Annotated in this window: 19 protein-coding genes and 2 pseudogenes; 19 read left to right on the top strand and 2 right to left on the bottom strand. The window is 59.0% G+C overall.

Annotated elements, in window-relative coordinates:
- Window positions 1-650: 650 nt before the first annotated feature.
- The 12 genes and pseudogenes from AADA15_RS13040 to AADA15_RS13095 form a co-directional block, all read left to right on the top strand.
- On the top strand, window positions 651-1,676 hold the full coding sequence (locus AADA15_RS13040; protein WP_341641995.1) for a hypothetical protein: 1,026 nt from the start codon (window positions 651-653) through the stop codon (window positions 1,674-1,676).
- A 182-nt stretch (window positions 1,677-1,858) separates the two neighbouring features.
- Window positions 1,859-2,122, top strand: a complete 264-nt coding sequence (locus AADA15_RS13045) for a hypothetical protein (RefSeq protein ID WP_341641996.1) — start codon at window positions 1,859-1,861, stop codon at window positions 2,120-2,122.
- Window positions 2,123-2,354: 232 nt separating this feature from the next.
- Window positions 2,355-3,875: an arylsulfatase gene (locus AADA15_RS13050; protein ID WP_341641997.1), complete on the top strand. Its 1,521-nt coding sequence runs from the start codon at window positions 2,355-2,357 to the stop codon at window positions 3,873-3,875.
- Window positions 3,876-3,977: 102 nt separating this feature from the next.
- Complete coding sequence (locus AADA15_RS13055; RefSeq protein ID WP_341641998.1) at window positions 3,978-4,967, top strand: AAA family ATPase; 990 nt, start codon at window positions 3,978-3,980, stop codon at window positions 4,965-4,967.
- A gap of 8 nt (window positions 4,968-4,975) precedes the next feature.
- Complete coding sequence (locus tag AADA15_RS13060) at window positions 4,976-5,959, top strand: DUF58 domain-containing protein (protein ID WP_341641999.1); 984 nt, start codon at window positions 4,976-4,978, stop codon at window positions 5,957-5,959.
- Window positions 5,956-6,438, top strand: a complete 483-nt coding sequence (locus AADA15_RS13065) for a DUF4381 domain-containing protein (protein WP_341642000.1) — start codon at window positions 5,956-5,958, stop codon at window positions 6,436-6,438. Before AADA15_RS13060 ends, AADA15_RS13065 begins: the two co-directional genes overlap by 4 nt.
- Window positions 6,435-7,418, top strand: a complete 984-nt coding sequence (locus AADA15_RS13070; protein WP_341642001.1) for a VWA domain-containing protein — start codon at window positions 6,435-6,437, stop codon at window positions 7,416-7,418. The genes AADA15_RS13065 and AADA15_RS13070 overlap by 4 nt, the downstream gene beginning before the upstream one ends.
- Window positions 7,415-8,953, top strand: coding sequence for a VWA domain-containing protein (locus AADA15_RS13075; protein WP_341642002.1), 1,539 nt, complete (start codon window positions 7,415-7,417; stop codon window positions 8,951-8,953). Before AADA15_RS13070 ends, AADA15_RS13075 begins: the two co-directional genes overlap by 4 nt.
- Window positions 8,954-8,985: 32 nt before the next feature.
- Window positions 8,986-10,215 carry a hypothetical protein gene (locus AADA15_RS13080; protein WP_341642003.1) on the top strand — a complete coding sequence of 410 codons (1,230 nt, stop codon included), beginning with the start codon at window positions 8,986-8,988 and terminating at the stop codon, window positions 10,213-10,215.
- An 18-nt stretch (window positions 10,216-10,233) separates the two neighbouring features.
- Window positions 10,234-12,189: a multiheme c-type cytochrome gene (locus AADA15_RS13085; RefSeq protein ID WP_341642004.1), complete on the top strand. Its 1,956-nt coding sequence runs from the start codon at window positions 10,234-10,236 to the stop codon at window positions 12,187-12,189.
- A gap of 38 nt (window positions 12,190-12,227) precedes the next feature.
- A complete protein-coding gene (locus tag AADA15_RS13090; RefSeq protein ID WP_341642005.1) occupies window positions 12,228-13,934 on the top strand; it encodes an alkaline phosphatase family protein in 1,707 nt (568 codons plus the stop codon).
- A pseudogene (locus AADA15_RS13095) lies at window positions 13,846-14,557 on the top strand (transposase); the annotation flags it as partial. The gene AADA15_RS13090 and the pseudogene AADA15_RS13095, both read left to right, overlap by 89 nt.
- A gap of 268 nt (window positions 14,558-14,825) precedes the next feature.
- Here AADA15_RS13095 and AADA15_RS13100 read toward each other — a convergent pair.
- Window positions 14,826-15,413, bottom strand: a complete 588-nt coding sequence (locus AADA15_RS13100) for a hypothetical protein (RefSeq protein WP_341642006.1) — start codon at window positions 15,411-15,413, stop codon at window positions 14,826-14,828.
- 205 nt (window positions 15,414-15,618) lie between these two features.
- On the opposite strand from AADA15_RS13100, the pseudogene AADA15_RS13105 reads away from it, so the two are divergent.
- Window positions 15,619-15,738 (top strand): annotated as a pseudogene (locus AADA15_RS13105) (IS5/IS1182 family transposase); the annotation flags it as partial.
- Between the two features lie 44 nt (window positions 15,739-15,782).
- Here the strand turns inward: AADA15_RS13105 and AADA15_RS13110 are convergent.
- Window positions 15,783-16,658 (bottom strand): LysR family transcriptional regulator, encoded by an 876-nt coding sequence (locus AADA15_RS13110; protein ID WP_341642007.1) that lies wholly within the window; start codon window positions 16,656-16,658, stop codon window positions 15,783-15,785.
- Between the two features lie 111 nt (window positions 16,659-16,769).
- Between AADA15_RS13110 and AADA15_RS13115 the strand changes: the two genes are divergently transcribed.
- The 6 genes from AADA15_RS13115 to AADA15_RS13140 all read left to right on the top strand — a co-directional run bounded on the left by AADA15_RS13115 (window position 16,770) and on the right by AADA15_RS13140 (window position 22,981).
- Window positions 16,770-17,927 carry an ABC transporter ATP-binding protein gene (locus AADA15_RS13115; protein ID WP_341642008.1) on the top strand — a complete coding sequence of 386 codons (1,158 nt, stop codon included), beginning with the start codon at window positions 16,770-16,772 and terminating at the stop codon, window positions 17,925-17,927.
- Between the two features lie 112 nt (window positions 17,928-18,039).
- Window positions 18,040-18,909 (top strand): carbohydrate ABC transporter permease, encoded by an 870-nt coding sequence (locus AADA15_RS13120; protein WP_341642279.1) that lies wholly within the window; start codon window positions 18,040-18,042, stop codon window positions 18,907-18,909.
- On the top strand, window positions 18,909-19,871 hold the full coding sequence (locus tag AADA15_RS13125; RefSeq protein ID WP_341642009.1) for a carbohydrate ABC transporter permease: 963 nt from the start codon (window positions 18,909-18,911) through the stop codon (window positions 19,869-19,871). The genes AADA15_RS13120 and AADA15_RS13125 overlap by 1 nt, the downstream gene beginning before the upstream one ends.
- Before the next feature lie 118 nt (window positions 19,872-19,989).
- Window positions 19,990-21,237: an ABC transporter substrate-binding protein gene (locus AADA15_RS13130; RefSeq protein ID WP_341642010.1), complete on the top strand. Its 1,248-nt coding sequence runs from the start codon at window positions 19,990-19,992 to the stop codon at window positions 21,235-21,237.
- A 62-nt stretch (window positions 21,238-21,299) separates the two neighbouring features.
- Window positions 21,300-22,130 carry a phosphodiesterase gene (locus AADA15_RS13135; protein WP_341642011.1) on the top strand — a complete coding sequence of 277 codons (831 nt, stop codon included), beginning with the start codon at window positions 21,300-21,302 and terminating at the stop codon, window positions 22,128-22,130.
- The gene (locus AADA15_RS13140) at window positions 22,127-22,981 is read left to right on the top strand and encodes a phosphodiesterase (RefSeq protein ID WP_341642012.1); all 855 of its coding nucleotides are present in this window, start codon (window positions 22,127-22,129) and stop codon (window positions 22,979-22,981) included. The genes AADA15_RS13135 and AADA15_RS13140 overlap by 4 nt, the downstream gene beginning before the upstream one ends.
- Window positions 22,982-23,081: the final 100 nt, after the last annotated feature.

Raw genomic sequence — 23,081 nt, forward strand, 5'->3', positions numbered from 1 at the left:
GTAAGGCTAAGGCTTGGTTGCAACATCCGACTTGATCGCGATCAATTTGGTTGTTGGGCCCAGCTTCTCGCTTTGCCGTGCCATCGACTTGTGCGGCAAGGCTTTCAGGTAACTCAGCAGCTATCGCGGTTTTCGGTGTTTCAACCCCGGCACGGCGATGGAAAATACGGGCTCAGACCGGACTTGCGGCGGTGCGGCAGCAGGGACGCAGCGAATCCGCACTTGGTCACCGCCGCCAGATGACGCCAGGCAGCCCAAAGACGACCTTCCAACTAGGCGCAGCGCAGGCTCGCTGCAGGCGCGAGAGGTTTCCCAAGAGCGGACCTTCGGGTCCAATCAGCTGACCAGGGCCATTCTGCGATTAGTGCAGACGTCAGCGAAGCGCAGATAGCGACATTTGCAAAGTCGGCAGATCCGGCGGCATGGCGAACGATCCATGCCGCAGGCGCACAGGGAAGAGCTGACCTTCGCCGCAGATGCAGCCGCCGACCACCTTCGAACGGCGGGGATGCGGACGAAGCGGGCTTTGGATTCCATCGGAGCAAGGTCCGCTTTCCAGCCACAGGTAGTAGTTTGACCCGCAATAAGGCCTTGCTTCTGCGCCACCGGTTATTGAGGATCGTTACATCTGGTAGCCGAAGGAATAGACATTGTTACTCAGACTACTTTTCTGCTTGATTGCTTTAGTGTTAACGGCCGTCCATCCCGACCGTCTGGAGGCTCGAGAAATATCTGGTCAAGCGCAGCCTGCCTTTACTGAAGCGGCACAACTGTGGTTGGACGGCAGCGACTTGGAGGCGTTGGAGGCTTTGTCGAGTTTAGCTAGGTCCGGGAACACAGCTGCTCAAATCCTATTGGCCCAAATCGCTTCAAGAGGTCATATGCATGTTCACGTAACCTCCGACCTTCCTCGTAAAGACAGAATTTCTCTTTTGCGTATCCCCAAAGGTCTGTCAGGAAAGTCTTGGCTTACTGAAGCTCAGAACATTGAACCTCTCGCGGCGGCTTTGCTGCAATCTGGGAAGATTGGAGAAAAGGCACCGGCGATTGCCGCGCTTATTGAATACGGAGAGCCTACTACAGCACTGCTTGCTGCTAAATCCATGATTTATCAAGGAGAGTCTACTGAGCTTTTGGAAGTATTGGAGGGCTTGGACGGAAAATTACCTGAAGAGGCCAGCGTCATATTGTTGTGGGCATTGTACCACAGCGAAAATTCCGACAGTGGACGTTATGTCGGGCTTGCCCGTGTTGGCAGGCTGGTTCTCAGCGAAGAATCGTTCCTAAAGTATGAACTTTCTTGGACAACAGTGAGCCCTCTTGCACTGGTAGAACGCTCTGATTTGCGGGCGAACGTCATTCGCTTATCTGATGACGTGAGATCATGGACACCCCTTAGAAACTTCTGTGAGGCGAACTGTCAGGATAGTCGACAAAGTTGCACAGCAGTCGGGGCGAGCGCCTTATCAGCCGCAGGGCCATTTTCCCTAAGAAGCCCCGCAGAAAGCTTGATTCCGAACGATGTGTATTGGTCAAGCGCAAGGGCTGAGGCAGATATGGTGAGGCAAATCCGCGACGTAAAGTCTTGGTACAATTGGACCGATTTCACAGAGATCAACTCATGCTTTTTCGAAAATGTGCAAGCAGCGCAAGCAAAACACGGGCACGCAAAATAAACGTTTCGCGTTCTTCGAAATGGATCGCATGGCGGTAGCTATGCACGCAGATCGCGACCGTCAAAGAGCAGACATTCGTAAGTCGTGCAGCATCGGTCTATATGGGCTGAGACCGCCCATTTGGCATCAATGGCGGAACTCGGCCAGGTCGCATCCTGAGCTTGGACAAGGAGACCCCAACTTTGCCAAGCGCATTGACGGGGCAGATCCAGGTCCTGGCACATACCTTGGGCCTGGATGAGCGCAAGTTCCGGATCATTGCCATCCAGGAATACTATCCCGGGGTTCAGGAGGTACTTGTAGAAACGCTGGGCTTTCCGCTGCCAGATTCTGAGCTCGGGATTGCTCTCATGTTCCGCATGGCCTCATTGAGGGGAAAAATCGAAACCGAGGTGCCCTTCCGGACCGCACTGGAAGCCTTGCTGGAGCTGACCGCAGGAAAGTGAGAGCGAACCCAGGCGGAATAGCCAACAAGATTCCGATAGGAGTGGCAGCCAGACAGCTAAAGAAAAACGCAACAAGAATCACGTCCTGCTCTGGCCCCCATTGGTCCATCACTGTCAAGCCTTGCTCTTGAATCGTCCACCATACATACTGGACTTGAGAACCATCAAGACAACAAAGCCTTCAGGGAGAATGTTAATGAATTCAATGTTTAGAGCTTTACGAAGCGTCAGAATGGGGCTCGCATTAGTGTCGATGATCGCGGCGCCTGCCGTGGCGCTTGCTCAGGACAAGTCACCCAACTTTCTGATCATCTGGGGAGATGATGTGGGCTGGATGAACGCCTCCGCCTACAACCGCGGGATGATGGGCTATAGAACGCCCAATATCGACCGGATCGCAGAGGAAGGCGCGCTGTTCACCGACTGGTATGCCCAGCAAAGCTGCACCGCCGGCCGTGCCGCCTTCATCACCGGGCAAAGCCCGTTCCGCACCGGTCTTCTGAAAGTTGGTCTGCCGGGCGCTCCCGAGGGGCTTTCGGAACTGGACCCCACCATTGCAGGCCTTCTGAAGGAAGAAGGCTACATGACCGGCCAGTACGGCAAGAACCACCTGGGCGACCGGGATGAGCACCTGCCGACGAACCACGGGTTCGATGAGTTTTTCGGAAACCTCTACCACCTCAATGCCGAGGAAGAGCCAGAGCACCCTGACTACCCGCAGATTCCCGGCTTTCGTGAACAGTTCGGCCCTCGCGGCGTGATCAAAGCCTCGGCTGATGGTCAGATCGAAGACACCGGCCCGCTGACCCGCAAGCGGATGGAAACCGTCGATGAGGAATTCCTTGCAGGCGCGATCGACTTCATGGAGCGCGCGGTTGAGGCCGACAAGCCCTTCTTCCTGTGGTTCGCGGCAACACGCATGCATGTGAACACCCACCTCAAGCCGGAATCCGAAGGCGTGACAGGGCTGGGCGTCTATGCCGATGGCATGGTGGAGCACGACGGCCACGTTGGCCAGCTTCTGGACAAGGTCGACGAGTTGGGCATCGCTGACAACACTGTGATCATGTATTCCTCGGACAATGGCGCCGAGGTCTTCAGCTGGCCCGATGGCGGCACAACCCCCTTCCGCAACGAGAAAAACTCGAACTGGGAAGGTGGCTACCGCGTTCCGACCCTGATCAAATGGCCCGGCGTGATCGATCCCGGTACCATCTACAACGACGTCTTCTCGCATGAGGACATGCTGCCGACCATCATGGCAGGCGCCGGCAAGCCGGACATCAAGGAACAGCTGCTGGACGGCTATTCCGCGATTGGCCGTGACTATCGCGTGCATCTGGATGGCTATAACCTGCTCCCCTACTTCTCGGGTGAGGCCGAAGAAGGTCCGCGCAAGGAGTTCTTCTACTGGACCGACGATGGCGATCTGGCCAACCTGCGCTATGGCCGCTGGAAAATGGTCTTCCTGGAGCAGCGCGGCCATGGGTTCGATGTCTGGCAAGAGCCGTTCTTCGAACTGCGTCTGCCCAAGCTCTTTGATCTGCTGGGCGATCCCTTCGAACGGGCGGATCATGAGTCAGCCAACTATGACATGTGGCGGTTTGACCGGGCCTTCATGATCCTTCCGGCTGTTGCCTACGTGTCCCAACACCTTGCAACTTACGCGGACTTCCCGCCGCGTCAGGAACCCGGGGCTTTCAATCTTGGCGATGCGCTGGAGAAGATCCGCCGCAATACAAGCTCCAACTAAGCCTTGTACCACAGACCGGCGGGCGCCTTGCCCGCCGGTTTTCCTTTTACATGTAACGGGTCATCACAGCACCCGGATTGACGGTTTCGCCGGGGGAAGATCATGACCAGCAACGCGCGCGCGGAAATCGAAACGCTGATTGCCCGCATGGGCGAAGCGATCATCGGGCAGAAAGACGTGATCGAACGGCTGGTGATCGGCCTTCTTGCCAACGGGAACCTTCTGGTCGAGGGCCTGCCCGGCCTTGCCAAGACACGCGCGATCAAGGCGCTGGCCAAGAACCTCGACACCGATTTCAGCCGCATCCAGTTCACGCCCGACCTCTTGCCCTCTGATGTGACCGGCACCGAAGTCTACCACCAGACCGATCAAGGCGCCGAGTTTCGTTTTGAGCCGGGACCGATCTTTGCCAATATCGTTCTGGCGGACGAGATCAACCGCGCCCCCGCCAAGGTCCAGGCGGCGCTTTTGGAAGCAATGGAAGAACGGCAGGTCACGGTTGCCGGCACCACCCACAAGATGCCTCCGTTGTTCATGGTGATGGCCACCCAGAACCCGATCGAACAGGAGGGAACATATCCCCTGCCAGAAGCACAGATGGACCGCTTCCTGATGCATGTGCTGATCACCTACCCGCCAGTCGAGGACGAGGTGAAGGTCATCCAGCTGGTGCGCGCCGAAGAGGCCGCCGCCAATACCCCCAAGACAAAGACCAAAAAAGCTGCCCCCACCCTGTCACAGGATGTGATTTTCGAGGCTCGGCAGGAAATTGTGAACATCCATGTCTCGGATGCGATGGAACGATATATGGCCGACCTTGTGAACGCGACCCGTGTGCCGCAGGAATTCGGGCCAGACCTTGGACGTTGGATCGAGATTGGCGCCAGCCCGCGTGCCTCGCTCGCGCTCGACAAATGTGGCCGCACCCACGCCTGGCTGCGCGGCCGCGACTACGTGGATCCCACCGATGTGCGCGCCATCGCCCCGAACGTGTTTCGCCACAGGCTTGGACTCAGCTACGAAGCGCAGGGGGAAGGCGTATCCCCCGACAGGGTGGTCGAGGAACTGATCTCCCAGGTCGCACTGACATAAAGACCGCCATGTTTGACCGGGCCGCGCGCATTCGAACAGGTACTTTCCCAATCGCCGCACCTGAGAGGACGGCGGAAGATCCGCGCGTATCGGTAGATCTTCAGCATCTGCGCAAACTGGAAGGGCGCGCCCGCGCGCTTCGGTTTCTACCACAGCAACCCGCGCGCAGCGCCCTGAACGGGCGCCATGCGTCCCGTCTGCGCGGTCGGGGCCTCAATTTCGAAGAGCTGCGCGACTACCTGCCGTCCGACGATATTCGCTCGATGGACTGGAAGGTGACCGCACGGACCGGCAAACCGCATGTACGGGTTTTCACAGAGGAACGCGACCGCCCTGCCCTGATCGTTCTTGACCAGCGCATGTCGATGTTCTTTGGCTCCGTGCTCAACATGAAATCGGTAACGGCTGCGGAATGCGCCGCCCTCTCTGCGTTCCGGATCCTCGATCAGGGAGACCGCGTCGGCGGCATCGTCTTTGGCGATGAAACCATCGCCGAAATCCGTCCGCAGCGCAGCCGCAAGGCGCTTGACAGTTTTCTGAAAGCCATCGCCGAAGCCAATGCCCTGCTGCGCGCGGATGCACCGAATGTCCCCCCGGTTGGGCTCAATCAGGTTCTGGCAGCCGTCAACCGGATCGCACCGCGCAATCACCTGATCCTCGTCTACTCCGATTTCGATGTGATCGATGCGCAAACCCGTCGACTGATCAGTGGCATATCGAAACACAACGATCTGATCCTTGGCCTTGTCACAGATCCCAGCGCCGATGATGCCCTGCCGGGCATGAAACTGGTGATCTCCGACGGGGAACTCCAGGCAGAGATCGACACCGCGGACAGCACGACATACCAGAGCCTGCGAAAGGTGTCCGAGGGACGGCTGGCCGAGGTTCTTGACTGGAAAAGAGCCCTTGGCGTTCCGGTTCTGCCCTTAAGCTCGGCCGAAGATAGCCTGACACAGATGCGCCGCCTGATGGGGCTGGGACCAAGATGAGTGGTGGCGCCGAAACCCGGCCGGACAATCTGGTTGATCTGATCGCGCGCCTGACGCCGCCGCAAGAGCCGCAGCCGATCTCGATGATGCCGCAGACAGTCGGCTGGGCCGTGATCGCGGGCCTCTTCGTTGTTGGCGGGGCCTATGCACTCTGGCGGTGGCGCACAGCCTATCTGGAAAATGCTTATCGAAGGGCCGCTCTCAGCGCCCTCAAGGAGGCAGGGCAAGACCCGACCGCAATTGCCGAAGTCTTGCGTCGCGCGGCACTGGCGGCTTTTCCCCGTCGCGACATTGCCAGTCTCAGCGGCGAAGACTGGCTAGCTTTCCTAGACCAGACCGGTGGATGCACGGACTTTAGACACGGTCCGGGGCGTGCCCTTGCCTTCGCCCCCTATCAATCACCCGGCCAGCAGCCCGAGGCGCTGCCGCGCATCGCTGCCCAATGGGTACGCAACCACCGCATGGGAGACGGGCGATGATCTCTCTTGCTGCGCCTTACGCTCTTCTTGCGCTTACCTTGCCCTGGTTGGTTTGGCGTCTGGTACCGCCTCGGATGGAACGCGTTTCGGCCCTGCGATTTCCGTTCTTCCGGCAAATCGTCGCAGCAGCAGATGTGAAGCCTGGCCCCGGCGCTGTGGTGCTGCAGCGGTCGCGCTTGCAGCTGTTGATCGCATGCCTTGTGTGGATTCTTCTGGTTCTGGCGCTGGCCCGCCCCGAACGTCTGGGCGCACCAATCGAGATCACCAAATCTGCCCGCGATGTGGTTCTGGCAATCGATATCTCCGGCTCAATGGACATTGTGGATTTCGCTCGTGAGGATGGCACACGGCTGCAACGTCTTGCTGCGGTCAAGGAGGTCGTGGAACAGTTCGTAGCGGAGCGTGACGGAGATCGGATCGGCCTGATTGTCTTTGGCACGCGAGCCTTCGTCCAGGCGCCTCTGACCGAGGATTTGGCGACTATCCTTGAACTGGTCAAACAGACCGAAGTGGGAATGGCAGGGCCGCACACCGCGATTGGCGATGCAATCGGACTTGCGATCCGCACCTTCGAAGTCAGCGACATAGACCAGCGCCTGCTCATTCTGCTGTCGGATGGGGCTGATACCGGCAGCCGCATGAGCCCCGTGAACGCAGCCGAAATCGCGGCGGCTAGGGGCGTTGAAATCCACACGATTGCGGTAGGTGATCCGCGCGCTGATGGCGAGAACCGGGTCGATACGCGCGCCCTAGCCGATATTGCCCAGCGCTCGGGCGGCAGCGCCTTCTTTGCGTCCGATTACACGGCGCTGGCCGAGGTCTATCAACGGATTGACGAAATGACGCCGCGTCTGGTTGAAGAACTCTCCTACCGCCCCCGCACGCCGCTGGCCTCAATCTGCCTCGGCCTGGCAGCCTTGATTGGCCTGCTCGGCCTGCTGCTTCTGACCCTGCGCGGGTATCGAAGAGGCGCAACATGAGCGGGGATCACTTTTCAGAACTGCGACTTTTTCTGGACGCTTTTCACTTCCTGCGGCCCTACTTTCTTTTACTGCTGCTGCCTCTGATCGCTGTCTGGTGGATGAACCGTCGCGCCGCGACACGGCAAGCAAACATTGCCGTTCGGATCGCACCGCACCTGCGCAAGGCCCTGAGCGTCGGAGATAACGCAAGAAAACGATACCTGCCAATCGACCACGTCACCCTGCTGCTTGCCCTAGCCACTGTCGGTGCCGCAGGCCCCAGCTGGACCCGGCAAGTCGATCCGTTCCTTGCCCAGACCGGCCCGCTTGTCATCGTGCTGGAAGTCACGCCCTCCATGCAAGCAGCTGACCTGCCCCCGAACCGGCTCGAGCGGGCCAAGTTCAAGATCCGCGACCTACTGGAACTCCGAGTCGGCGTACGCACGGCGCTAGTGGCCTACGCGGGCACGGCGCACCGCGTGCTGCCATTTACCGATGACCCGCGCGTCATGTTACCCTACCTTGAGGGGCTGCACCCCATGGTCATGCCAGTCGAGGGCACCGATGCCAGCGCCCCGCTTTGGATGGCCGAAGAGCTGCTGACAGCCGAAGACGGTGGAGGCATACTGTATGTTGCAGATGGCTTCACCCCTTCGGATGCGAGCACCTTGAATAGTCACAGTTCCGGCGGCATCGCGGTGCTCAGCATGCTCCCCGAAGGTCTTGGGGATCGCGGACTGGATCAGCTGGAAAATGTGCCTGTCGTGCAAAACACGCCAGACAACAGAGATATACAGCGGCTCGACCGCATCTTGAATGTGGAATATCGGCGCGCCCTCCTGCAGAACGCCTCTCAGCCTTGGGAAGATCGCGGCTGGTGGCTGGCCTGGCCTGCAGCGCTTTTGGCGCTGGTCTGGTTCAGAAAGGGCTGGACGATGCGCTGGTCTGCCTGGGTGCTTGGGGCATGCCTTGCGCTGGGACCGGCAAGCCAAGGACAGGCCCAGGGCCTGACAGACTGGTTGCTGACCCCCGACCAACAGGGTTTTCGGGCCTATAACAACAAAGAATACCGCATGGCTGCCGATCTCTTCACAGATCCCATGTGGAAGGGACATGCGCTTTATCGCGCGGGGCGATACGATGATGCCGTGCAAGTGTTGCGCGGGATCGAGACGGCACAGGCCGCATTCACCCAAGGTCTGGCGCATATCAGGAACCGCCAGTATCGCGATGGGGTGCGCGCTTTCGAGACCGCCCTGAAGCGCGATCCGAATTATCCGGGTGCTGCCGAGAATCTGGAAACCGCCCGGGTGATCGTGGACTATGTAGAGGCTGCAAGGGAAGCATCTGACACGAACGAGGAAACCGGAATCGGGGCAGATGACGTAGTCTTCGACAACGAAAGCGGGCGTGGCACCGACACCCAGAGCGAGGCACAGCCACGCGGCGCTGAGCGTATTCTGACGACCGAGCAATGGATGAACACTGTCGATACAAGCACCGGTGATTTCCTGCGCTACCGTTTTCAATTCGAAGCCGTGCGGGGACAATGACAATGCGTCGGTTGCTCTCAGCATTCTTTACCATGCTTTTTCTGTCCGTCATGGCGCTTGCCCAGTCACCGCCGGGACCGCGGGTAACGGTCGAACTTGAGGCCGACGAAACCATACCGGGACAATCCGTCGATCTTCTGATCACGGTTCTCGTACCCACATGGATGACCCGGCCAGTGGATTTTCCCAGTATGGAAGCCCCAAACATGATGGTTCGGCTTCCAGAACGCGCCACTCATCCAATTAGTCAGCGGATCGACCGGCAGAACTGGTCTGGCGTCACCCGACGATACCGGATCACCCCCATGATCCCCGGCAGTTTCATCATTCCCGAGCAGGAGTTGAGAGTGACCTGGGCCGACCCGGACACGAATGCCCCACGGGAAGACTGGCTGACACTGGACCGCGTCATTCTGACAGGCGTCATCCCTGATGGCGCAAAAGGGTTGGAGCCGTTCATCGCCGCGAACAAAATCCAGCTAACCCAGGAGCTTGTCGGTCCCGAGGCGCCGTTGAAACCCGGTGACAGCCTTACAAGGACCCTGACTGTTGAGATCTCCGGCACCTCGCCGATGTTCCTGCCGAACCTCCTGGATCTATCGCCCGTTCAAGGTATTGCCACCTACCCGTCTGAAACGACCATCGATGAAGCGATTGACGGGGCAACTCTGTCCGGCACACGCCGTGAGCAGGTGACCTACCTGGCCCAGAGCGGCGGTGACGGTATGGCGGCGGCGGTGTCGCTCGACTGGTACAACCTGTCCACGGGGGAAATCGAAACCGCCATGGCGTCCGGTTTCTCACTCAGGGTGGATGCTACCATCGCAAAGACCTCCAGCGAAATCCGGCCTGAAACCCTGTTCCTGATCGTCGGCGCGCTCAGCGCAGGCCTGATCGGACTTGTTCTTCTTGCCCGCCCTATGCGCCGCCGCTGGCAGGCATATCGGCAGGCACGCAGGGCGCGCTACCTTTCCTCGCCAGATCACGCCTACCGTCAGCTGCTGAAAGCGTCGCGTGCCCGTGATCTTGATGGTTGCCTTCGGGCACTTGATCTATGGGCCGCGCGCCTAAAACAGGGCGATCCGCGCCGGGATCCGGCCATTGCAAAATCGTTGACCCTGATAGGTGCTGCAAGATATGGCCGAGCCGCCGGAGCAGAGGCCGATGGCTGGTCACAGCTGCACGCCGCACTCAGCCGGTTTCCCTCCCACACCGAAAGCTCAGCGCGCATTCCCCATCTGCCCCCGCTGAACCCACGTTGAACACAGACTGGAGTCCTTATGTTTCGCCGCTTCACACTCTTCACGCTGCTCGGGCTTTGCCTTGCGTCGCAAGCTGTTGCCGAGAGCAAAGAAGCCGAGAGTGCGGATCTTCGATACATCGGCTCGAACGCCTGTGTCTCCTGCCACGCGGATGCAGCTGACGCCTGGAAAGGCTCCCATCACGCTCTCGCCTGGACACCGCCCTCTCCCGACAGCATCGTCGCCGACTTTGACGGAACCTCGTTTGAACATCAGGGAGTGCTTCATCAGTTTTCCCGCCAGGATGACACCTACAGGGTGACCATCACCGAAACCGACGGCAGCATCACTGGACACGACGTCCACTCCGTTGTGGGTATAGAGCCGCTGCAACAGTATCTGCTCGAAACCGAACCGGGCCGTCTGCAGAGCTTCGATGTGGTCTGGGATGTGGAGGCCGCCCGCTGGTATCATCTCTACCCGGATCAGGTCCTGCCCAAAGGGGACGGGCTTCACTGGAGTGGGCCGTACAAGAACTGGAATGCCCGATGCGCCGAATGCCATGCCACCGGGTTTGAAAAGAACTATGACGCACGTCAGGACAGCTACGCCTCACAGTCCGCCGAAATCGGGGTTGGGTGCGAGGCCTGCCACGGCCCGGGGTCAAGCCATGTGGCATGGGCTGAAACCGTAGCCAAAAGCCCGTCACCAGATATCATCGCGCCCGCCGGTTACGGCTTTTCGATGGATTTCGCCACCGCCGGAACCGAGGCCACGATCCAGCAATGCGCATCCTGTCATTCCCGCCGCGAACCGCTCGGTGACAGCAGCCCCCTGCCCGGCACTCCGTTCCACGACGCCTACACCCTGGCGCTGTTGCGGCCCGGCCTCTATCACGCGGACGGCCAGATCCTCGACGAGGTCTATGTCTATGGCTCTTTCCTGCAATCGAAGATGTACGCAAAAGGCGTCGGCTGTCTCGATTGCCATGACGCGCACAGCGCACAGGTTAAGGCCGAAGACAATTCGCTGTGCACACAATGTCATTCACCGGCCGGAAATCCGGAGTTTCCATCCTTGCCGCTGAAGGTCTACGACGATCCGTCGCATCACTTTCACGACATCGGATCAGAAGGCGCCCAGTGCAAAAGCTGCCACATGATCGAACGCACCTATATGGGCACCGACGGGCGGCGGGATCATAGTTTCCGTATCCCTCGCCCCGACCTTTCGGCGATCACCGGCGCGCCGGATGCCTGCACCGATTGCCATAGCGACCAATCGCCTGACTGGGCCGCATCCGAAATCGCCAAGCGCTATCCCGAGGCATCAGGACGCCCCCATTACGGCACCGTACTGGCCGCCGGGCGTGCAGATCCGGCGGCCGCCCGTGGCAGCCTTTCGCTGCTTGCACAGGATCGGGATCAGGCTGGTCTTGTGCGGGCCACGGCGCTCTGGTTGCTCTCTCAGGCAGCCGACGACGAAGTGGCCGAGCAGATCGCCCCCCTACTGGAAGACGGCGATCCGCTGGTGCGCGCCGCAGCCATTCGGGTGCAAGGCGGTGCCTCTGCCCAAACGCAAGTCCAGCGCATCATAGGCCTTTTGGACGATCCGGTGCGCATGGTTCGTATCGAGACAGCAAAGGCCATGCTGAACGCGCCCATTGCGCGGCTGCCCAAACAGATTAACGCTCAGATGCAGCGCGCCATGGGCGAATGGCGTGCGTCTCTGCAGGCGCGCAGCGACTACCCCGAAACCCATATGGTCCTGGGGGGAATGGCGCTGACCATGCGGAACATTCCAGCCGCCAAGGGCGCCTTCCGCGAGGTCGTTCGGATGGATCCCCAGCGCGAGGAAGCCTGGGTCATGCTGACCCGGATCACCGCGACTGTTGACGGACGAGAGGCAACACTGGCCCTTCTCGACGAGGCGCTTGAAAAGCTGCCGGACAGTATCGCGCTTCGGAATCTCAAGAATTCGATTTCAAATCCCTAAGACATTGAACTCCAGCCCCGCTAAAAGGAGACAAACTCATGATCCGAATGACGCTTACCTGCCGAGGCAAAAGCCTTTTGTCTTCCGCAGCCTTCCTCTTGACGATGGCGCTGCCGGTGGCAGCACAGGAGCGACCGCAGCTTGTCCTGCAGATTACAGTTGATCAGCTGCGCGGTGATCTGATCGACCGGTTCGCAGAGGGTCTGGGACCGGACGGTTTCAATCGTCTGCTGGAGGGCGGGCTGCATTTCGCGCAGGCTCATCATGGTCATGCAAACACGGAAACCATCGTTGGCCATGCAACGCTGGCAACGGGCGCGGATCCCGCCATTCACGGCATGGTGGCAAATGTGTGGTTCGACCGTACTGCGGGAACACAGTTCTATAACGTGCAGGACCCGGACTATACCCTCGTGAATGCCTCCGGCGTCGACAGTTCAACCGAAATCGATCCTACACAGCGCGCGGCCACCACCGACGGACGTTCCCCGCGCAACATTCTGACCTCCACCATAGCCGATGAAATCGGAATGTTCTTCGGGCCAGAGGCAAAGATCTTTGGCGTCTCAATCAAGGACCGGGGCGCCATTTCCATGGCGGGACACGGCGGTCAGGCCTATTGGTTCTCGAAATCCGAAGGGCGTTTCGTCACCTCGACATTTTACCGTCAGGATTACCCGGGTTGGATGGCCGCTTGGGACGCGCAAGGCGTGGTCGCCTCCTATGCAGAGACAGAATGGACGCTTTCCGATCCGGTCGAGACCTACCAGTTCGGCAAGCGGGACGATCAGCCGTGGGAGACGGAGTTTCCCGGTTTCGGCCGCACCTTCCCACACGCCTGGGGCTCTGCGGATGACAAGCTTTACACGACACGCCTGACGCTCAGCCCGGCAGGCGATGAAATCACCGTGGACTTTGCCAAAGCCCTGATCGACGCCGAAGAAATCGGGCGTGACAACATCCCCGACTATCTGGCCGTTTCCCTGTCTTCGACCGATTACGTTGGTCACATATTTGGCCCCTCCAGCTTGGAAGCCGAGGACAACATGCGTCGTCTAGATCGCACGCTGGCAGATCTACTGTCCTTTGTGGATGATCGAGTCGGGCTGGACCAAACCCTTGTGGTTCTGTCAGCAGATCATGGCGCCCCAGAAAACCCGGGTTATCTGGCCACGATCGGGATCGAAGCGGGCACCTTTGATTTCGAACGCACCGACACCAAACCGGGCTTTGTACGCCTGGGCGAAGAGTTCGGCGAATCCCGGGCACTGATCCACAATTTTTCAAACCCCTATGTCTATCTGGACCGCGAAGTGATCGCCTCGCGCGGCCTTGACCCCGCCGAGGTGGAAGATGCTGTGGCGGCCGAGCTGGACCGCCTGCCGGGGATTGCCTATGCCGTCTCCAGCCGTAGGCTGCGAGAAGGACTGATCGGTGACGGCAAGATCATCAATGCGGTGCGCCGTAACTTTCACCGAGACCGGTCGGGCGATATCTATGTGGTGTTCGATCCGCATTGGTTCATCGCGGATTTCGATGGCCTTCATGTTGCCTCCGCACATGGGTCGCCCTGGACATACGACACGCATGTCCCGGTCATCTTCCATGGTCCCGGGATCGTGCCCGGCCGAGTGAACCGCTACGTTGAAACAGTTGATGTGGCACCCAGCATTTCGGCGTACCTTGGGACCAAGCCACCCTCCGGTGCCACCGGAACATCTCTCGACGAACTCTGGCGACGGTGAAGCGCTAAAGTGGCGCGGTTCCCTGACGATCTGGTTCGATCCTCAGATGATTTGGGCACCGCCTCCGACCGGCAAACGCGGGCGTCAGTCCCGTTTCAGCGACGCTGCGATCACGACATGCCTGACGATAAAGGTGCTGTTCGGCATGCCGCTTCGGCAGACGACAGGGTTCGTGGAGAGCCTGCTGCGGCTGGTCGGATTGGACTGGACGGTGCACGATTTTTGCACATTGTGCCGCGGTCAGAGAACACTGAACCTGAGCCTGCCATATCGCGGCAGTGCCGGTCCACTGAACCCGCTGATAGATAGCACCGGCATCAAGGCTAAGGGTGAAGGAGAGTGGAGTGAGGAGGAGCAGAGAACAGTCTGGGAGACTGTTTTCCCGACAAACGCGCAAGCACGGTGGCCCCAAGCGGCGCATCTGGCGCAAGATACATATAGGGATCGACGAAGAAACCCTGGAGGTGCGAGCCGTCGAAATTGCCACCAGCAATGTCGGTGATGCGCCGATGTTGCCGGAGTTGCTTGACCAAATCCCACCAGACCAGGCAGTCGGATCAGTGACCGCTGACGGGGCCTACGACACGCGCAAGTATCATGATGCGATTGCAAATCGAGGGGCATATCCGCCACTGGAGTGAGTACCACCCAGTGTTAACTGATGGCATCGAACAAGCAGAACGACGCACACCGCTCCCAAGCGGTTTTCCGTATAAGGCCAAGTTCACTCATGTAGGGAAATTTGGTAGCGGAGGAGGGACTTGAACCCCCGACACGCGGATTATGATTATCCCATATGGTCAAGCAGTTACGCGACACGCAGACGTAGTCAAAACGTAAATGAGAACTTCAAGCTCTGCTTGCCCTTCAGCTACGTCGATGATCCGGCAATCAGGACTGTACCTCAGATTGCAGACCGCTCACTTCGAGTGTCTTCCGGTCCAAGAGACCAGCCGCCATAAGGCCGTTTAGCTTTTGCGCCCCAACGGACGCATCGAGCCAGCCCAAGGCGTCTGCGACGTTCATCTTTAAACGTTTGTCGCCCTGGCCAGCCCGATCAATATGCTCTTCAAACAGGCTACTCAACTCCGACAATCTGAATAGCCCACCTGCGTAGGGCGCCGGGAGTGGTTTTAAACGAAGGTTTTGCCTGGTCGTTGAAAGGTGATTGGCGACTTCCTGAAGGCTCACCAGATCCGGATGGGCCTCGTGCAGATAGGACCCTTCCGGGAGAACAGCCAGAACTTGGCGCGCCGCATCCAGCATGACGTCTTCGGCGCAGCTACCGGATAGGTCAAGCATGACACCCACCTGCCCTTTTCGCCCAAGTCCAATGATTGGGTCATCTTCGGGAACGGCATTGCAGATGTCAGTGACAAGAGCATCCTGGCTGAGTTCATCACAACCGGAAAGCACGAAAGAAAGCTCGAAGCTGAACCGGCGCCCGATCACGGGCTTAGAACTCATAGGTACTTGCATGAACACACCTCAATACCAAAAGCTGATCAACCTTCACCACTTAAAGGGAAGTTTCATGAGGTCGATCAATGCCACTGGAGAAGTCCTAAGGGACAGTCAAATCCCTTGTCAATTGACAATTATTATTCGAGGCTCATTTTGGATCTCAACAATGATTGGCCTCTCCAAAAAGTGGACACACTATCGCTGCTAACGGCACAATTGAATTGAGCTTTTGTGCGGCAGGATCAAAGACTGGCTGCGTGTGGCAACCAGGCACGACAGGTTCCCGAAGGTTTTGCTATCCGCGATCACTCTCGCCGCTCTTGTCATTTACTGGCCATGAGTACTGAGCCTAGAGAGGAAGTATTTACGCTTGTTCATCAGTGGCTATCGGAAGTCCGAAAAAGAGGCGATGTCAATGAAGGCTTTGACCAACCGCAGGCGTGCCCGGTCTTTTGGAGCAACGACCGCTGTTTCATGCGCTTCAGATAATTCCAAAATCGGCACTTCGATCAGACCACGGGAAATCAATCCACTTTTTTCAAGGAAAATGGCAATTCCCGCACCTTGGAGTACAGCCTCGCACATGAGCGGGAAGGTTGTCATCTTGATGCTGCGTTGGAACTGCACCCCGTGTTTGATCTGAGCCTCACGAACCACACGCTCGGTCAGGGAGCCGCTTTCCGGCAGGATGATGGTTTCCTGAGCCAGATCGCGGAGAGACAGCAGGTCACGGTTGGCAAGAGGAGAGGACGGAAGCACATAGGCAACATAGTGGGCTTTCTGAACTGGCACCCGATCCCAATCGTCTGTCTTTGGCGGATCCGTAATGACTCCGACATCAGCCCTCCTTTCCCGCAACAAGCGTGTGGCCGTGGTCCAGGAATAGAGCGCAAATTCGATCTCTACATCGGGATAGGTTTGCCTGAATAAGCTGATCGCTCTCAGCGCGGGCATCGGCGCGTTGGCGATGACCTTGATATGCCCACGTGCCATCGCCTCAAACCCCTCAAGGCGCTCGTTGATTTCGGTGTCCAGCGCGACCAGACGATCCGCCAGGTCGTAAAAGTCCTGTCCGGTGCGTGTCAGGGCGATCCCTTCGCGGCTGCGCAGCAACAATTGCGATCCGACCTGTTTTTCCAGATTTGCCACATGCTGCGTCACGGCCGACTGCGTGACACCGAGCCGGGCGGCCGCTGCCGAAAAACTGCCCTCGCGGACCACATAGGCAAAGGCGACGAACTGGTGATGACTGGCTGGCATGGCGGCTCCTTCGATCTTAAAACGCCATAGCCCCCATTAGTCTCACTAATATGACGTCACATAAGTGAGAGGTGGTCTGTGTACACCGTCTACGTCAGGTGGAGGAAACAGATGGCCGGGTTGTGCATAAATCAAGTGACCAAACGCTTTGGCGAGACCGAGGTGCTCAAGGGGGTCTCTCTGTATGTTGCCGATGGCGAATTCGTCTCTCTCGTGGGGCCATCTGGCTGCGGCAAGTCCACCTTGTTGCGGATCATCGCTGGGCTGGAGCAGCAAAGCACAGGTGAGATCAGCATCGCGGGCCAGTCGGTGGCCGGTCAGCGGGCCGCGGATCGAAACCTGTCGATGGTGTTTCAATCCTACGCGCTGTATCCGCATTTGACTGTCGGCGAGAACATCGCCGTGCCGCTGAAAATGCGCCGCATGAATGGAGTGCAGAGACTTCCTGTGATCGGGCGCTTCATGCCAGGTGCCCGCGAGATGGCACAGGACATCGGGCTGGACGTCGATCACGCCGCCCGGATGCTGGAAATCAATCACCTGCTGGATCGCAAGCCGGGACAGCTGTCCGGCGGCCAGCGCCAGCGCGTCGCGTTGGGGCGGGCCCTGGTGCGGGAGCCTGCCGCCTTTCTGCTGGATGAGCCGCTTTCTAACCTCGATGCGAAGCTGCGCGTGCAGACCCGCGCCGAGATTGCCCAGCTGCATCGCAGGCTTGAGGCCACCTTCATCTACGTAACCCACGATCAGGTCGAAGCGATGACCATGTCCGACCGGATTGCCGTGATGATGGGCGGGCGAATCCTGCAATGTGCAGCACCCGAGGTTGTCTATGAGGATCCCGATCATATCGAGGTAGCCGAGTTCATCGGCTCCCCAAAGATCAATATTCTGCCGATCGAGATCTCTGAGGGCGGCCGCCTGAATCTGATGGATCGCCCCCTGGACATCGAAATCCCGAAGGCTATGCGCGGTGTTGCCTCCCTCGGCCTGCGCCCCGAAGCGCTGCTGCTGGCTGGCGACGGTGCCCCCATCCATGGCCAAGTGGTCCATACAGAAAACCTCGGCTCTGAAATGTTTGTTCAGGTGGAAGTGGCCGGAACTCAAGAACGCCTCACCCTGCGCGCCACACCGGATCAACGCGCCGCCCTTACAATCGGGACGCCGATCGCCTTGGACTTCGACGCGAAAAAGGCGCTGGTGTTTGATGCCGATGGCGCAAGGGTGCGCGGGCTGCGGCACTTGAAAACCGCCCCGTCCGAGGTGGTCTGATATGACAGTCACAGAACCGAACATAGCGCAGGCGCCGCAAAGACCGGTTACCGATCACGCCACCAAGGAACGCCGTGCCGCCTGGGCTTTGACCGCACCCGCCTTGATCCTGATGGTGGTGATCCTTCTGGCGCCAGCGCTCATTGCCGGGCTGCTGTCCCTGACCAATTACTCACTTGGTAACAGCGGCTTTGATTGGGTCGGCACCAAGAACTACGAAAAGCTGTTCACCCGCTCGACCTATGGAAAGATGTTCGTGGCAACGCTCACCTATGTTGTCACCGTAGTTCCGATCTCGGTCGGTCTGGGCCTTGGCGCGGCACTGCTGATCAACTCGCTTGGCCGCTTCCGCGAGATCTACAAGACGATCTATTTCCTGCCGGTCATGTCAACGCTGCTGGCAATGGCGATCGCCTGGGAGTTCATGCTGCATCCGTCGATCGGGATGATCAACCGCACCCTTGAAATGGGCTGCGGAACCTTCCTTGAAACCATCTGGCCCTTCATGGCCGAGGGCTGTGCGGATCGTTTCCCGGTCTGGCTGGGGGACAAGCGCTATGCGATCTGGGTGATCTGCTTTATCGGTATCTGGCAGGGATTTGGCTTTAACATGGTGCTCTATCTGGCTGGCCTGACAGGCGTTCATCGTGAGCTCTATCATGCCGCCGAAATGGATGGCGCCAAGTCCGCCTGGGAACGGTTCCGTTTGGTGACCTGGCCTGCGCTTGGGCCGACTACGGTCTTTGTCGTCACCATCAGCTGCATCCGCGCCTTTCAGGTCTTTGACACGATCGAAGCCTTCTGGCCGCAGGGGGGCGGGCCGAACAAATCCACTTATGTCATGATGTTCGCAATCTTCGAGAAGGGCGTGCAGCAGAACCTCATCGGGATCGGCTCGGCCATCACCATGCTGTTTCTCGTCTTCGTCATGTTCCTCACCCTGATCCAGCGCTGGCTGGTAGAGCGAAAGGTGCACTACTGATGACACGCGACTGGTGGAAACATCTGATCCTGATCCTAGGTGTGATCGTGGTCATTGCGCCCTTTTACATGATGGTCAGCTACTCCTTCAAATCCCCCGGAGAGATCGACCGCGGCGAAGGAGGCTTTTTCGGACGGCAAGAGCTGATGGTGGATGAGCGCTGCGTCAAGCTGCGCGATCCGAACCGCGATGACATTGTCGCCGCCGCTGACAGGTTTCCGGGGCAAAACGACAGCCAGATCCGCGATGCGCTGCTGGCCGAGGCCACGGCCGAGTGTTCCATGCGGCCCGTGGTGTTCAACTACACCAAGGCCTTCTCCGAGGCGCCGCTGCTGCGCTACCTTTTGAACGGGATCATCGTCACCGCCTCGATCTTTCTGATCCAGGTCGTGGTGGCCCTGCCTGCTGCCTATGCGCTGGCAAAGCTCAGGTTCTGGGGGCGCGAGGCGGTCTTTGGGCTGGTGCTCTTCTGCCTGTTGATCCCGGTCCATGCCATTGCGCTGCCGCTTTACATCATGCTGGCCAAGCTGGGGCTGACCAATACCTATGCCGCCCTCGTGGTGCCCTGGACCATCAGCGTTTTCGGTATCTTCCTGATGCGCCAGTTTTTCATGACGGTGCCAGATGATCTGATTGATGCGGCGCGCATGGACGGGATGGGAGAATTCGCCATCGTCTGGCGGGTGATGCTGCCCACCGCGATCCCTGCGCTGCTGGCCTTTGCGATCTTTTCCATCGTCGCCCATTGGAACGATTACTTCTGGCCGCGCATCGTTGTGACTGGAAATCGCGATCTGTTCACGCCGCCCTTGGGCCTGCGCGAATTCAAGGGCGACGGCGATGGATCCTACTTCGGGCCGATGATGGCCACCGCCACCGTGATCGTCACGCCGCTGATCGTCGCCTTCCTGATCGCACAGAAACGCTTCATCGAGGGGATCACCCTCAGCGGCATGAAATGAACCGGGACCGCCCGCCTTTAGGGCGGCCCCACTCCCGATGTCCCAAGAGGGACAAACCCCGGAGCATCAAGTCTGCAAACCAACTGCTCCAAGACCGGCAAGTAAAAGGATCTAAACCATGAAACTGACTGTCCCCGCAATGGCTCTGGCCCTGTCCGCCACAGCCGTGTTCGCCGAAGACACCGTCACCATCGAATTCGCCTACCCCTATAGCCACCTCTTTGACGTGACCTATGAGGCGATGATGCCCGCCTTCAAGGCAGCGCATCCGAACATCGACGTGAAGTTCCGCGCCACGTATGAATCCTATGAGGACGGCACCAACACCATCCTGCGCGAAGCCGTGTCCGGCAACCTGCCCGACGTCACCATGCAGGGCCTTAACCGCCAGCAGATCCTGGTGGAAAAAGGTATCGCCAAGTCGCTGGAGCCCTTCATCGCCAAGGAAGCCGATTTCGCCAAGGACGGCTATCACGACGCCATGCTGAGCCTGTCGACCTTTGGCAGCAATGTGCACGGTCTGCCCTTCTCGGTCTCGCTGCCGGTTGGGTATTACAACATGGACATTCTCAAGGCCGGTGGCATCGAAGAACTGCCCACCACCTGGGACGAGGTGATCGGCGCCTGTGAAGCCATGAAGGCCAACGGCATCGACAACCCGATCTTCTGGGGTTGGAACATCACCGGCAACTGGTTCATGCAGGCCCTGATGTGGAGTCAGGACAAGGCCATCGTCGAAAACGGTCATGTGACCCTGGACAGCCCCGAGGCCCTGGCCGCCATGGAGCAGATGCAGGAGATTTTCACCAAATGCGACATGCAGAACCTGGAGTGGAAATCGGCACTGTCCTCCTTCTCGGCCGGTGAGATCGGCATGATGTTCTGGTCCACCTCGGCACTGGGCGCGGTCGAGCGCAGCCAGGGAGATTTCGAACTGGTGACCGGCCCCTTCCCGGGCATGGGTGAAACCCCGAAAGGTCTGCCTGCGGGCGGCAACGCGGCGCTGCTGACCTCCACCTCGGACGATCCCAAGGTGCAGGAGGCCGCCTGGACCTGGCTCAAGTTCATCACCTCTGGCGAAGGTGCTGCCGAAGTCGCGAAAACCACCGGTTACATGCCGCCGAACAAGGCCGCAAACGAGGTGATCCTAGCCGATTTCTACCAGCAGAACCCCAACAAGCAGACCGCCGTGGACCAGCTGCCGCTGCTGCGCGACTGGCTGGCCTATCCGGGCGACAATGGTCTGGCGATCACCCAGGTGATCTATGACGGCATCGAGCGCATCGTAACCGGCGACGCCACCGACATGAAAGAACTGCAGCAGGAACTGGTCGAGGAAGTCGCCGACCTTCTGCCCAACGGCTAACCCAATCTGCGGCCGCGCGAGAGATCTTGCGCGGCCGTTCCTTTTTTCGGGCAGATAGATACATGAAAATCATCCATATTTCCGACATTCACCTAACCATCCCCGGAGAGGAGATGGGCGGGCTCAACCCCCATATGCGGTTCTCGCAAGCCTTGAGGAACGTGGTCACCAACCATCCCGATGCCGCCCGCATCGTGATCACCGGCGATCTGGCCCATTGGGGAGAGCCCGCCGCCTATGAGGCGCTGAAGACTGCCATCCACGATCTGCCCATTCCGGTGCGGCTCATGATCGGCAATCACGATGATCGCGCCGCTTTTAGAGACGTCTTCACCGATCACCCCGTTGACGGCAACGGCTTTGTCAATCATGCCGAAACCATCGACGGCGTGCGGTTCCTCTATCTCGACAGCGTCAAAGCGCGCACTCATGCGGGCCATTTCTGCGACCTGCGCCGGGGCTGGTTGCAGGCCGAGCTGGAAAGCTGCGAGCGGGCACGGATCTTCCTCCATCACAACCCGATGCCCGTGGGGCTGCCCGCCGAGGACAAAATCGCCCTCGTTCCCGAAGACCGCAGCCCCTTCAAGGACTTGATCAAGGCCCATGCCGCAAAGATCGACTATATCCATTTCGGCCATGTGCATGCCCCGATCCATGGCCGCTTCGCGGGGGTGCAGTTCGCAAGCGTGCCTTCTACGGGCAACCAATCGATCCCGGATCTCAATGAAACCGAATTGTTGCAAGGCGCACCGATGGCGCCTGCCTATTTCGTCTTGCTCGTCGAAGGGCGCGATACGACAATCCATCAGATACCCTTTGCTTGGAACGGGCCGGTGATGACCGCCGGTACGGGCTGGGAGGATTGGGCCAAACCGACCGAGGCGGCAGAATGAAGTTCATCCATCTGACTGACACGCACGTGATTGGTGGGGGGCAAAGACTTTATGGCGCTGACCCTGCCCGTCGGCTTGCATTGGCCGTCGACAGCATCAATGGCGAACATGGAGATGCGGCCTTCGTCGTCCTGACCGGCGACATGACCCATTGGGGCGACGCAGATGCTTATGCGGCCTTCCGGGGGGAGATCGAGCGACTAGCTATGCCCGCGCATCTTATGGTCGGCAATCACGATGATACAGAAGCGTTTTCAGATCATTTCCCCAACGCTCCAAGGGACGAAAACGGTTTTGTCCAATTTGCCTTTGACACCCCCTATGGCCGGGCCATCTGCCTAGACACCAAAAGTCCGGGCACTCACGCCGGTGCATATTGTGCCACGCGCATGGCGTGGCTGGAGGCGGAGCTTTCAGCCACTGAACAGCCAATCCTTCTCTTCATGCACCATCCGCCTTTTCCGGTTGGGATTTCATCGATGGACCGGATCATGATGCTGGATGCCGAAGCATTCCATGACGTGATCGCGCCGCATAAGGCCCGTATCCGCCATCTGTTTTTCGGCCACGTGCACCGGGCGATATTCGGCAATTGGCGGGGCGTCAGCTTTTCCTGTATGCGTGGTCTCAATCATCAAGTGGCATTGGACCTGCCCCCACAACAGGCCAGAATTCCCGGAAATCTGGAAGCCCCGGCTTATGGTGTTGTTCTGTTGGGGGACGACTGCGTTACGGTGCACATGCACGATTTCACAAACAGATCCCCAGCGTTTTCCCTACATGCACCAGAGGGAACGGACCCAGTTGGCTATCAGCTGGGCATGGTTCACGCAGCGTTTGAGGATGTTTGACAGATTTCCATAGTATCCGTTGCCCAACTTCACCCAACAGGAAGGCCAAGCTAGCCTAAGCAGCGAGCAAATCACCCTGCATCTTGGCGAATAGTTTAAC

This window comes from Phycobacter sedimenti, from assembly GCF_038148855.1.
Taxonomy (GTDB): Bacteria; Pseudomonadota; Alphaproteobacteria; order Rhodobacterales; family Rhodobacteraceae; genus Phycobacter; species Phycobacter sedimenti.